The following is a 13191-nucleotide window of genomic DNA, read 5'->3' as shown; positions in this document are numbered from 1 at the left end:
CCGAACTACTAGCCACTGAAGTGAAGGGATAGATTTGCACTTCAGTGACCTTTTTATCTCCAAATGAGCTCAACTCCCCCTGCAAGTTTGAGCTCATTCTTCCCCCTGTTTTTCATTGATGCTTACAGAGATAAGTGTCAATTTTAGGAGTTATCATGTTAGATACGAATCTTAAGAATCAACTGAATACCTACCTGCAAAACCTCAAGCGCCCAGTTGAACTTGTCGTGTCTGCAGATTCAAGCCCTAAAGCCCAAGAACTTAAAGCCTTGGCTCAGGATATCGAAAGTTTGTCACCATTAGTGAGCATTACTGAAGCAGAAGGTAAGCGTATGTCTTCGATGAAAGTGACTAGTGTAGAGACACAAACTGATATCACTTTTGCGGGCCTCCCTATGGGCCACGAATTTACTTCACTTGTACTCGCACTGCTACACACTGGTGGTCACCCACTGAAACTAGATGATGAGGTGATAGATCAGATTAAGGCGTTGCCAGGTGAATACCATTTTGAAACTTACGTTTCTCTTAGCTGCCAAAACTGCCCCGACGTGGTGCAGGCCTTGAATATGATGGCAGCGATCAATCCCAATATTACCAATGTCATGATCGATGGCTCACTATTTCAAACAGAGGTATTTGAGCGTGATATTTTAGCTGTGCCTTCGGTTTACCTAAATGGCAAAGTGTTTGCCCAAGGTAGGATAAGCCTCACCGAAATTCTGAATAAGCTGGATACTGGCGCTGCGGCTCGTCAAGCAGAAGTGATTGCAGAAAAAGAGGCGTTCGATGTACTTGTCGTTGGTGGCGGCCCCGCTGGTGCTTCAGCTGCTATTTATGCCGCTCGTAAAGGGTTACGTACTGGCATTGTTGCTGACAAGTTTGGTGGCCAAGTGGCTGAAACCGTTGGTATCGAGAACTTTATCTCTGTAAAGGCGACTGAAGGTCCTAAGCTGGTTGCAAATTTGGAAGCCCATGTTCATGAGTATGATGTTGATATCATGGATAATCAAAGAGCATTATCACTTAAGTCTGGTGAACTTTTTGAGTTGGAGCTGGAAAATGGCGCCAAATTAAGAAGTAAAACCGTGCTATTAGCAACAGGTGCTAGATGGCGTGAGATGAACGTCCCTGGTGAGCAGGAGTATCGTGGTAAAGGTGTGGCTTACTGCCCTCACTGTGATGGTCCGCTATTTAAAGGTAAATCCGTTGCTGTGATTGGTGGCGGTAATTCAGGCATCGAAGCGGCAATTGACTTAGCCAACATCGTTGAACATGTTACCGTATTGGAGTTTGATACTAATTTAAGAGCCGATGAGGTGCTACAACGTAAAGCTGCTTCTATGGGGAATATTAAGATCATTACCCAAGCGATGACGACAGAAGTGGTCGGTGATGGTAAGCGAGTAAACGGGCTTAATTACACCGATAGAGCGACAGGAGAAAGTCATCATCTTGAGCTAGCTGGCATATTTGTCCAGATAGGTTTGGTCCCTAACTCAGAGTGGCTAAAAGAGACAATATCATTAACTGAACGAGGCGAGATAATTGTCGATGGCAAAGGTGAAACATCTCTACCGGGTGCATTTGCTGCAGGGGATGTGACTAACTCAGCTTATAAGCAGATCATTATAGCCATGGGCAGTGGCGCTACCGCATCACTGGGGGCTTTTGATTACCTCATTAGGCATAGCGCACCGGAGCAGTCACAAGCTGCAGCTTAAACTTCACTATTCCAACGTTTTTCATCTTTCAGCCAGTCATAAGACTGGCTGCTTTTTTTATAATTTTTGGATACTTTTAAACACATTAGCTTTGAAGTTTGTTAGAATTTTCTGCCACAAGTTTTAAGGTGATTAGTATCGGTATCAACGCAAATTTGCCCTCTTTTGAGCGGCAATTAAAAACAGAGACTCACCTTTATCTAATTAAAGGAGCGATGTGGGCTACTGTAATCTCTCTGTTTATGTTGCTGGCAATCCTATTCAATATATATTTGCAAAACTCAGATATATCGGTGTTTTACGAAGCCATTTTTATGGTTTCCCCCCTTGTCATAATAACTTTCTCTGGTGCTTTAGCCGCTTATTTCGTTAAGAGAGAGAATATCGCAACTTGGGGCTTGTACAGTTATCTTTTTCTATTGGAGATAGTTTGGGTATACCTAGTTTGGCGTCTATTTCACTTTACCTACGATAAAATCCCATCCTATGCTGCACTGGCTGGTGTCGAGTCAATCATTGATATTTTGGTGTTAACCATTGCGATAGCGGTTTTCCCAAATAGAAACTTAATGCTGCTGGGAGTCTTGCCCTTAATGGTGTTTAGTTGCTCCGAAAGAGTGTTGGTGGTGCCAGACCAGTACCTGTTTCCGCTCACTAAGTTTTTTTGTTTCTTAGCGATTATAGTATCTGGGCAGAAAGTGCTTTCATCATGGTTTAATAAAGCGATTCTGCGCAATGTTGAAAAACAGTACCTCTTAGCTCAATTTAGGCGTTTGGCATTAGTCGATAGCCTAACCGATATCAGTAATCGTCGACATTTCGATGAGATCCTTCTGCAGGAGATCCGAGCATCAGAGCGTACTCGTCACCCTTTAGGTTTGGTGTTAATTGATGTGGATTACTTTAAACGGCTCAATGATAGTGCAGGACACCAAAGTGGAGATGAGTGTTTAGTTGAAATTGCAAAAATTTTAACTGTTACTGCGAATCGACCTCGAGATCTGGCCGCCAGATACGGTGGTGAAGAGTTCGTCCTATTGCTTCCTGAAACCGACCTTGCAGGTTGTATTGAGATTGCAGAAGCATTAAAGAGAAAGCTGGCTACTGCTAAATTACCACATCCTGATTCCGATATTGGATCTTTGGTTACTATCTCCCAAGGTGTGACACTTTGGAAAGAGGGGATGGGAGCACAGGAGTTATTGGAGTGTGCTGATAGCTTGCTATATCAAGCTAAATCGAGCGGAAGGGATAGGTTTATTGCTGCTTAAAATTGCGCCCTTGGAGAGGGCGCTCTTGATTCAGTTCGTTTAGCTATACTTTGATATTGATATTATGGCCAGCATTACCGCTTGGGGCTGCAGGTTCTGTCGCTTGTATGAGTTGCAGGGCAATCTCACCTTCAACCTGTTGCTGCTCTTTTGCGAGTTGGGCGACCTTTACTCCAATATTACCATTGCTTAAATTTGGCTCTAAATTTGCAGTTCCAATTGTGATTGCCATTGCGACCTCATCTTAAGTTCAGCTCTTAGTGATTAAATATCTATCGGCTCAGATACCATTAACTTTAGTGTAGTTGAGTAATGGTATCGAACCAAATCGAGCCGAGTAAAAATTAAGCTCTCTTAGCTAACACTTTTCTGGTAATAGTGATGGCGATGGTTAAGAGGATGGAGCTTAAAATAAGGCCAATGGCCAGAGCCACATTTTGTAGTGCGGTTGGATCCATCGCTAAAGTGCCGCCTAAGCCTATCATCATAATACCTGACATCAACTTAAGGGTTTGTCCCTCTTTCTCTGTTAGCTTACGTTTACCTAAAGTGGCGCTAAAGGCGATAACGATAATAGCCAGTGGAATGACATACACTATGTTGTAGAAGGCCAGATACATATAACGTTCAAGGTCTGGCAGTTCATGCATCGCTAAAACACTGGTGTAGATCATGGGGAAGCCTGCTGTACATAATAGCTCATAAGCGTTTGCAAGAATTGACAGTACCACTGTGCCTGCAATCATCGCGGCCATGCTACTTGCACTCGTCAGTTTGCCCATGCGTTTTATTAGCCCTGTACGATTCTCTGCTGACATGGAGAGTGTGACCTCTCCCTTAGTAAAGAAGTAATCTTTAATATTTATCACTCCAGCAATTAAGGCCAAAACTCCAGCCCCAAGGATTATCATGCCTCCATCACTTCCCGCCCCGAGTAACTCAAAGATATTGAGCCAGGCAATCATAAACAGGAAGTAGATAAAGCCTGAGAAGAAGACAAAGATGCCGCCAACAATCAACATACGTGTTCGGCTTTTAGCGTTAACCATAATAGAGAGTAAAAACAGTAGTACAAAGAAGGCGCAGGGGTTGAATGCATCGACGCCAGCTAACACGACTGTCAATAATGGCAAAGAGAGCTGTTCTGGGGCTACAACACCTAAAAATGGAAGCTCGACAGGTTGCACTGAGCTGGTACTGGTTTGTCGAGGTTCAGTATTTAAGTCGCAGGTACCTGCATTGCCATCTTCAGCGGTTCCATCACTACAGGTACCAAATAGCGGCTTATCCCCGTTTGGCGCTGAGCTTGGTACAAAGGTGTCATTAGGATCGAGTGTGCCTCCTAAAGATTGATAACACTGCTTTAGTTGGTTTACTAGGTATTGGCCTGTTACTGCTTCACTGCTGTAACCAATAACGGCGTTCTCGCACATGGCCATGTAAGGGACTGAGCTGGCTTTGGTACCTGTTTTTGATGCAATATCTTGCCACTTTTCCATCGAACCCGGCGCTGAGATCATATGTGATGATAGCTCAATCCAAGGGTAACGTTCGGGTAAGGAGTCGATAAATGGATGAGCTTCGGCGCAGTGAGGGCAGGTTTTGGACCAGAAGAAGTAGAGTTTGACTTTCAGCTCCCCTTGTTCATCCATATAGTGCCAAGTTTGTACGTTTTCTGATGTTGAGCTAGGTGTTGTTGAAGCTAAAGTCATTGGGGCTGAAAATGCCCCTAGGCAGAAAGCAATCAGTAAAAGGATAATTCTGGCCATATTCCCTCCACGGGGATGCTCCTATTTGGAGCATCATTGAGATATTTGTTATTAATTACTTTACGTTTATTTATCTGAGCTGATAAATAAAGGTTCTGTAATTGCAACCTGAATCTCGAATCACCGGGAAATGTGACGGGTTTATACTCTTAATAATTATTCTATCGGTATTTATAGCTTAACTTTACCGTTAACTAAGGCCTCTTTACTCTCTACAAGTCGAACTGGTGAAGGTGTTTTTTCAGACGGGCACCAGCTTACGCTAATATCCCGTCGCTTATCGACACCAGCGGTTAAGATCCTTGTTACAACTGGAGCGGCAAAATGAGCATCGGTTAGGTAGCTTTTTACCCTGTCGATTCTGCGCTGAGCCAGCCACAAGTTATAGGCTCTTAGCTCATCACTTCTTTGCTTTTCTTGTACCTGAAACTCCAAAAGCAAGTAGCCATCCTCTCCCTTGTGCTCCTCACTAATCGCATCGAGTTTGGAGGAGTAAGCGCTTGGGAAGTAAGAGCTATTTTTCTCGTATGGGATATTAAACATATGAATGCTGGGATCGCATTGTGCAGTAGCGCTTCCTGCTGCTAGTAGCAGTAAAATGGTGGTTATCACTCTCATTATGGGCTCCCTGTGAAGTAATACATGCCTAAATGGTGATTTGTTGGTGTAATCTTGATGGTCCTGGTACTTTCTGCTGCTAATTTAAGCTAATACAAGGCCAAAATCAATCTGTAAGATGTCGAAACAACGGATTATTATATCAAATATCTGAGTTATTTAGTCGGGAATTTTAAATATCGATATTTGTCAGACAAAATTCTTATTTGAAAGTCGATGAGGAGTGGAGCACAATAAGTGCATTGTGCGCAATCAAATGAGCTTCAAGGATATATGTCAATAGATCAAAAGAGCAATCCTCTCTCACTGGACAGTCAAGTCTGTTTCTCTCTCTACAGTGCCACTAATGCTATGGTCAGAGCGTATCGTCCTCTACTCAATGAACTCGATCTTACCTATCCTCAATATTTGGCCATGTTAGTGCTGTGGGATAATGAGGGGATCAGTGTAAAAACCTTAGGTGAACAACTTCATCTTGACTCTGGTACGTTAACGCCACTGTTGAAACGTTTGGAAACTAAAGGGCTGGTCAGCAGAGGAAGAAGCGAAGTCGATGAAAGGGTGAGGGTACTGCATACCACAGAGAAAGGGCGAGAGTTAAAACAGTTTGCAGCTAAGGTGCCTGAGAAGATGCGTTGCAAGCTCAATATCAAACCTGAAGTTTTTTCCGAGCTAAAGTCGCTGTGCGATCAAGCTTATATAAGTTTGACTCAGGCTGAGCAAGAGTAAGGCATTTGTATGGACAGATTCGATCTCGTTATCATAGGTGGTGGTATCAACGGGGCGGGCATAGCTCAGTGCGCCTCTGCGGCAGGGTATAGTGTACTGTTACTTGAAAAGGGCGAGATCGCTGAACAAACATCGGCAAATTCGAGTAAGTTAATTCATGGTGGATTGAGGTATCTTGAGTCTGGCCAGCTCTCTTTGGTTAGAAAGTCTCTCTCTGAACGTCGATCATTGCTCAAATTGGCCCCCAATTTAGTCAAACCTATCCCTTTTTATATCCCTATTTATGAAAATAGCCAGCGAAGTCAATGGACAATACGCGCTGGATTGAGTGCCTATGCTCTGCTCAGCGAGTTGGATCCTTTAGGTCAGTTTAAGAGCCTTCCTGCGGTTCAATGGCCGAATATTAAGGGACTAAAGTTACAGGGCTTAGAGGCTGTTTTTCAATACTGGGATGCGCAAACTGATGACAAAGCGCTGACTAAGGCGGTGGTGAGAAGTGCTGTAGCGTTAGGGGCTAAAGTGTTACAAGGTGCTGAGTGCGATGCACTTGTACATCGACCTGACAACTGTGAAGTGAGCTACCTTTATCAAGATGAACGCTGCAAAGTAACGGCTTCGTGTGTTGTTAATGCGACAGGCCCTTGGGTTAATAAACTTATTGGATGCGTCACTCCTCCAATGGCAAAAGAGGAGATTGAATTGATACAGGGCAGCCACCTTTTACTCGATATCCCCTCTCCCGATGGGATCTTGTATCTGGAATCCTGCTTCGATGAAAGAGTCGTATTTGTTATGCCCTGGGAGGGTAAAACTTTGCTGGGAACCACGGAAACGACCCTAGCAAGCTTAGATGAAAAACCTCAACCTACTAGAGAGGAGATCTATTATTTGTTGGGGATCTATCGCCGCTATTTCCCTGAATCTGGCGATATAGAGGCGTTAGAGGTCAAGATCTATGACACTTTTTGTGGAGTAAGAGTGCTGCCTAAGCAAGCTGGGCAAGCGTTTGAACGCTCTCGAGAGCTTTGGTTGCAATCTCGTGAATCACACCCCAGATTTCTCACCCTCTATGGCGGCAAGCTCACAACATTTCGCTCAACAGCCAAAGAGGTGACCCATTGGCTTCATGAGCGCTTAGGTGAAAGAGTTGAGATTGCAGATGTCGACAGGCTGCCTCTTTATTAGCGATGACAATTCATATGAATGTCATATTTCAATGTTAAAATCCGCCAAATTTTTATTGAGTACCATTCTGGATTTATGCTGCAGATTTTTATTCGTTTTTTCTCATTAGGTTTAATCTCTTTCGGCGGCCCCGCCGCACATATCGGTTACTTCAGGCAGACCTTTGTTCAAGAGTTGGCCTGGTTAGATGATAAACACTACGGTAGTTTGGTTGCCCTGAGTCAGTTTATGCCGGGGCCAGGATCGAGCCAAGTAGGCTTTGCTATCGGTTACCATAGAGGCGGCTTATTAGGGGGACTTGCGGCTTTTGTCGGTTTTACGCTTCCCTCCTTTATTTTGCTTTTTCTGTTTGCGGTAACCAGCAGTCAGTTACTGAATTACCCGATAACATTAGGAGTTATCCACGGCCTTAAGCTGCTGGCGGTGGTAGTGGTGGCCGATGCTGTCTGGATCATGTTTAAGCAGTTTTGTCAGCGGAAAACAGCAATTTTGCTTATGTTAACTAGCTTCGCCGTTATCTCACTCTTTCCGGGAATTTGGATACAGTTTGCACTCTTAATGCTTGCCGCTGTTGTAGGCCAGCAGTGGCTGTCGTCAACCGATAGCTTAGGCGAGCCCAAACAGAGTATTAAGCTTAACTATCTCTGGCTGGGACTATTTACTTTACTGTTTATTGGATCAAGTATAATGCTCTTTGGAGGTATCTCTTCCCAAGAGTCAGGTTTATTAGGTTTATTTAGTCAGTTTTATCAGGTTGGCAGCTTAGTTTTCGGTGGCGGACATGTTGTGTTGCCTCTGCTACAGTCGAGTGTCGGTGATGCGATGAGCGGCGATCAGTTTTTAACAGGTTATGCTTTAGCCCAAGCTGTCCCCGGTCCTATGTTTGCCCTAGCAGCATACCTAGGGGCTGAAATCTGGGTAGCTCAGCCTCTGCTTGGAGCATTGGTTGCAACGCTCGCTATTTTTCTACCTGGCTTTCTGCTGATGTTAGTTGCACTGAAAAGCTGGCATGCAATGAGTGGCAGACCGAAAATTACTGGGGCGATAGCTGGCGTGAATGCGTGCGTAGTCGGCTTTTTGTTGGCGGCGCTCTATGATCCTATCTTTACCAGTGCGGTCAAAGATAACTTAGATATGGTATTGGTGGTGATAGGGTTTGCCTTATTTAAGCTATTAAAGCCAAATATCTTCTATCTGGTGCTTAGTTTTGCCATTGCTGGGGCTGTTATCAGCTAAAGACTTAAGGCTAGGTAAAGCCGGAAGGGACAGTTCCGGCTTACTCCTTTTACTCGCTCAGCTCTGCTGTTACTGACACTTTTTCAACCTTAACTGCACAGATCTTAAATTCAGGGATCTTGGCGATAGGATCGATTGCGTTAATGGTGAGTTTATTGGCGGCCGCTTCAACGAAATGAAACGGGAGAAACAGGACGCCCACCTGAGCACGACGAGTGACAAAAGCGTTGATCTCTATCTCACCTCGGCGACTGGATATCTTCAGCATATCACCATTGTTTATACCTAGCTTGTCGGCATCGAAGACGGATATCATCACTTTTGGTTTACCAAGTTCATCTAACCCCGGTGTTTTACGAGTCAGTGTGCCTGTGTGGAACTGTTCCAGTAGTCGCCCCGTCGATAGGGTTAGTGGGTATTCACTGCAAGTGGGCTCGGCAGGTAAGCTGTAACTTACAGGCGTCATCTTTGCCCGGCCTCGGGTAAATTTAGTGGTGTGTAAAATTGGAGTCCCTGGATGGTTTTCTGCTGGGCAAGGCCATTGGATCCCCAGTTTTCCATTCCGAGTACGACTATCTATCGCCTGCCAGCTAGCTCCTCTGTATTGCGGAGTCACACTGGTGATCTCGTGCCAGATCTGTTCTTCATCTCTATAGTGCCAATCTGCGCCGAGTTTATTGGCGATATCTTGAATTATCAGCCAGTCGAGTCTTGCACTGCCAGGGGCTTTGACTACAGTTTGTAGCTGCTGAATTCGTCGCTCGGTATTGGTAAAGTGACCGCTTTTTTCTGCGAAAGCATTTGCGGGAAGCACGACATCTGCCAGTGCTGCGGTCTCTGTAAGGAAGATATCTTGTACAATTAACAACTCTGCTTTTTTGAGCGCCTGCAGAACATGGGCTTGATCGGGATCGCTCAATACTGGGTTTTCTCCCACCACATAGAGCGCTTTTAACTCCCCATGGGATAAGGCCTGCATCATTTCGGTTGCGGCTAACCCGATCTGATGAGGGAGATCTTCTACGCCCCAAGCTTCTCGAAAACGAACCTGAACCAAAGGGTCGTCAACTCGCTGGTAGCCGCTGAAGTAGTTTGGTAGGGCGCCCATGTCGCAGGCTCCTTGAACATTACTCTGTCCTCTAAGAGGATTAATGCCGCCCCCCTTGATACCTATATTGCCACAAAGCAGCTGCAGATTGGCGATGGCAGTAACATTGTTATGGCCTGAGGTATGTTGGGTTACGCCCATGGCATAGTAGACGGCAGTTTTTGTTGCTGTACCAATCATGTTAGCCATTTCAGCAATCTGTTTGGCAGGAACACCAGTTATTAGAGCTGCATTTTCAAGGCTGTAGTCGCTTTTCATCACCTCATCATAGAGTGAGCTGTAGTCATCGACCCTAGCTTGAATATAATCGAGATCGTGCCAATCATTTTTGATGATAATTTGCATGATGGCGTTGAGCAGCATCACATCTGTGCCTGGCTTCTGGCTGACATAGAGCTTGGCATGATCGGCAATATCGACTCTTTTGGGGTCGGCCACAAGCAAGGTCGCCCCATGCTCGCGAATGGCTGATTTTATATGGGAGGCGATAATTGGGTGCGCGTTGCTGGTATCGGATCCTATGATAAAGATAAGATCAGAATCTACAATGCCTGGAATATCATTGGTCATTGCACCGCTGCCTAGGCTCTCTTGCAGCGCAGTGACTGTTGAGGCATGACAGAGGCGCGCACAATGATCGATATTGTTTGTGCCGATAATAGCCCTGAATAATTTTTGAAACAGATAGTTATCTTCATTGGTAGCTTTGGCTGAGGCGAGTCCTGCAACGGCATTACCGCCGTGGGATCTGATAATATGCCTAAGTTTAGTGCCGATAAAGTCTAATGCTTCACTCCAAGATACCGGCACAAGTTGTTTATCTTTGCGCAGCAGTGGCTGGGTGAGTCTGTGCTTGCTAGCGATAAAATCGAAACCAAAGCGCCCCTTAACACACAGCATGCCTTGGTTGACGACTGAGTCGGGATCGCCACTGACTCGGGTTATCTTGTTATTCTCTCTGTCTACATGCATATTGAGGCGGCAACCTATGCCGCAGTATGTACATATGGTACTGGCTTGTTCACTAGGCTTTGTGCGGCCTTGAGTCTTGTCTCTGGCATCAACAAGGGCGCCAGTAGGGCAGACCTGAATACAGTTACCACACTGCACACAGTTACTGTCTAACATGGTGGCAGCAAACCCTACTCGCGGCGCTCTTCGTTCTGAGTTTTTCTCTTGGGTCGGGAGTGCTTGATAATGATCCTTTGTGAAGCAGATCGCCTTATGGCCACTTTGTTGCTGACAGATATCGACGCATGCACCGCAGCTTATACATCGGTTGGCGTCGAAGGTGATAAAGGGACTTGAGTTATCGACACTGAACTGTCTGGGAGAGGGGGCTGAATGGGTGGCATCCACAGCACTGCTATCAACCTTATATTCGGTGGCATAATCTCGAAGCTTACAATCTGTATTGGCCTGACAGGCACACTCAAGGCACCTTGCTGCCTCTTTCATCGCCTCGCTGGGCTCAAAGCCTAGCTCAATCTCATTGAAATTGAGTGACCTCTCTTTAATGCTAAGCTCAGGCATTTTTGCCTTCGGCTGTTTAGGTGTATTAGGGTAAATACTGCCATTAATCTTTGCGGATTCTATTGATTTAGTTGAATTAAATTCGCGCTGTACCAGCTCACAACTTAAGCCTGAGGTGAGTAGCTTTTCGATCGCTTGTGCGGCTTTTCTACCATCTGCAACGGCGGCTACTGCAGTAGCAGGACCCGTTCTCGAGTCACCAAGTACAAAGAGTTTATCTATCTTGGTTGATAGGCCTGCAGACATGGTCTGCTCACAACCTTGGAAGGTGTTCCAGCGAGTGAGGGCTAGCTCTCCTGTAGTGAGCTGACTCTGTGGATCGGATAGAAATGCCATATCCGGTGTCTGAGAGACCGCTGGGATAACGGTATCAAATTCTTCAGTGAAAGTTTCACCTGTAGGGATGGGCGCTCTTCGCCCTGATGGATCTGGCTTGCCTAATGTCATCTTTTCAAGGGTGACACTCATAACACGTCCTTGAGAGTCACTGTGGTTCTCAATTGGGTTGGTCAAGTAGTGAAACTTAATCCCCTCATGCTCAGCTTCCTCTATCTCATAGAGCTCTGCTGGCATCTCATCCCGCGTACGTCGGTAGACGAGTGTGACTTCTGCGCCTTCACGTTTAGCGGTGCGAGCACAATCGATAGCGGTATTTCCTCCTCCAATCACCATCACTTTCTTACCTGTGATCAGATGTTTATCTGTGCAGTGATCTTTTAGGTAGTCAACACCTAAGTAACAGCCTGCCAGATCGCTGCCTGGATAATCCATAGGTACGGCTTTTTGAGCGCCTATCGCTAGACAAACCGCATCGAACTCTTCGACCAGTTGGTTAAGGTGTATCTGTTTACCAAGCTTAGTATTGGTCTGGATTTTTAAGCCATTCTTGCACAGCTGTTCAATCTCTTTGTCTAGGATCGCCTTAGGCAGTCGATATTCAGGGATGCCATAACGAAGCCAGCCACCAGCTTTTGGCATCGCCTCAAAGATAGTGACATCATGGCCCGAGTTTGAGAGATAATAACCTGTGGTGATCCCCGCAGGTCCGCTGCCAATTATCGCGACCTTTTTACCCGTTGCTGGCAACTTCTCCGGCATATAGCTGAACTCGTCCTGAATATCGAGATCGGCTGCGTGACGTTTTAGCTGTCTAATGGCCACAGGTTCATCGACTAAGCCACGTCGACACTCGGTTTCACAAAAAGCGGGGCAAACTCGTCCTATGGAGAGGGGAAGTGGCAAGGTTTGCTTTATCACTTTTACCGCTTCTGTGTGATCTCCTTGTGCGATATGAAAGAGGTAAGATTGCACATCGACACCTGCTGGGCAGGCTTGTTGGCAGGGAGCCTGACAGTCGGCGAAGTGATCTTTAAGGATCTCATTTAGCGCCGCTTGCCTGAGCAAACTAAGCCGAGTTGATTGGGTGATAACTTCAACACTCTGGGTGTGACTTGAATAGAGGGAAACTAACTGAGTATCACAGGCTCTGACTGTGACCGTATTTGCTTGATTCTGGTGATCGAAGGTTTGCACTTCCACCTGACACAGATTGCAGTGGCTCTTCTCGTTATTGTTATTGTTATTGGGGAAGTTAAGGCCATTCTGCTGCTGACAAAGATTAGGGATAGTGATCCCAGCTTCTTTTGCGATGTTGAACAGAGTTGTTTCTGGATTAGCCGATAGACACTTACCATCTATTGTAAGTTCTTTCATGGTGTTACCTTCATTAATTGGCTTTTATTCGAGTTTTTATAGCGTGTTTTCAGCGACAGGCTAGACTTGCTGAATATGACTTAGGATTAGTCGACTTTCTTGATGGCGAGTATAACTAAGGGGGTTTTAAGAAAGGGTCTAACCTCTCTATTTATAAGATGATTTTGCAGTGAACATCACAAATGATGGGGAGATTGTGTTCGATGTAACCTTGCTTGGTTAGTGAAGTTTGAACTCGCCACAGATCTGCTTATTAAAGAATAAGCAGATCTGGGATAAATCGGATTAACGAGTCATTTTCTTTA

9 protein-coding genes are annotated in these 13191 nt (G+C 45.4%); 5 read left to right on the top strand and 4 right to left on the bottom strand.

Going from position 1 to position 13191, the window contains the following annotated elements; all coding sequences use genetic code 11:
* Positions 1-155: 155 nt before the first annotated feature.
* Together ahpF and K0625_RS04710 are read left to right on the top strand one after the other, a co-directional pair.
* On the top strand, positions 156-1724 hold the full coding sequence (gene ahpF, locus K0625_RS04715; RefSeq protein ID WP_220108625.1) for an alkyl hydroperoxide reductase subunit F: 1569 nt from the start codon (positions 156-158) through the stop codon (positions 1722-1724).
* A gap of 215 nt (positions 1725-1939) precedes the next feature.
* Entirely contained in the window at positions 1940-2995 is a 1056-nt protein-coding gene (locus tag K0625_RS04710) for a GGDEF domain-containing protein (protein WP_232846936.1), read from the top strand.
* A gap of 43 nt (positions 2996-3038) precedes the next feature.
* Here K0625_RS04710 and K0625_RS04705 read toward each other — a convergent pair whose 3' ends face one another.
* From K0625_RS04705 to K0625_RS04695, 3 genes are all read right to left on the bottom strand, one after another.
* Positions 3039-3227, bottom strand: a complete 189-nt coding sequence (locus tag K0625_RS04705; RefSeq protein ID WP_220108623.1) for a cytoplasmic protein — start codon at positions 3225-3227, stop codon at positions 3039-3041.
* Between the two features lie 112 nt (positions 3228-3339).
* Positions 3340-4764, bottom strand: a complete 1425-nt coding sequence (locus K0625_RS04700) for a cytochrome C biosynthesis protein (RefSeq protein WP_220108622.1) — start codon at positions 4762-4764, stop codon at positions 3340-3342.
* 171 nt (positions 4765-4935) lie between these two features.
* Positions 4936-5382: an OmpA family protein gene (locus tag K0625_RS04695; RefSeq protein ID WP_220108621.1), complete on the bottom strand. Its 447-nt coding sequence runs from the start codon at positions 5380-5382 to the stop codon at positions 4936-4938.
* Positions 5383-5655: 273 nt separating this feature from the next.
* On the opposite strand from K0625_RS04695, the gene ohrR reads away from it, so the two are divergent.
* The 3 genes from ohrR to chrA all read left to right on the top strand — a co-directional run bounded on the left by ohrR (position 5656) and on the right by chrA (position 8532).
* Positions 5656-6111, top strand: coding sequence for a transcriptional regulator OhrR (ohrR, locus tag K0625_RS04690; RefSeq protein ID WP_220108620.1), 456 nt, complete (start codon positions 5656-5658; stop codon positions 6109-6111).
* A 9-nt stretch (positions 6112-6120) separates the two neighbouring features.
* Positions 6121-7296 carry an FAD-dependent oxidoreductase gene (locus tag K0625_RS04685; protein ID WP_220108619.1) on the top strand — a complete coding sequence of 392 codons (1176 nt, stop codon included), beginning with the start codon at positions 6121-6123 and terminating at the stop codon, positions 7294-7296.
* A gap of 75 nt (positions 7297-7371) precedes the next feature.
* Positions 7372-8532 (top strand): chromate efflux transporter, encoded by a 1161-nt coding sequence (gene chrA / locus K0625_RS04680; protein ID WP_220108618.1) that lies wholly within the window; start codon positions 7372-7374, stop codon positions 8530-8532.
* A gap of 49 nt (positions 8533-8581) precedes the next feature.
* Here chrA and fdhF read toward each other — a convergent pair whose 3' ends face one another.
* Positions 8582-12886 carry a formate dehydrogenase subunit alpha gene (fdhF, locus tag K0625_RS04675; protein WP_220108617.1) on the bottom strand — a complete coding sequence of 1435 codons (4305 nt, stop codon included), beginning with the start codon at positions 12884-12886 and terminating at the stop codon, positions 8582-8584.
* Positions 12887-13191: the final 305 nt, after the last annotated feature.

Source organism: Shewanella nanhaiensis, assembly GCF_019457885.1.
GTDB lineage: Bacteria > Pseudomonadota > Gammaproteobacteria > Enterobacterales > Shewanellaceae > Shewanella > Shewanella nanhaiensis.
The sequence above is the reverse complement of the archived record's forward strand: the minus strand, read 5'-3'. Positions and strand labels throughout refer to the sequence as shown.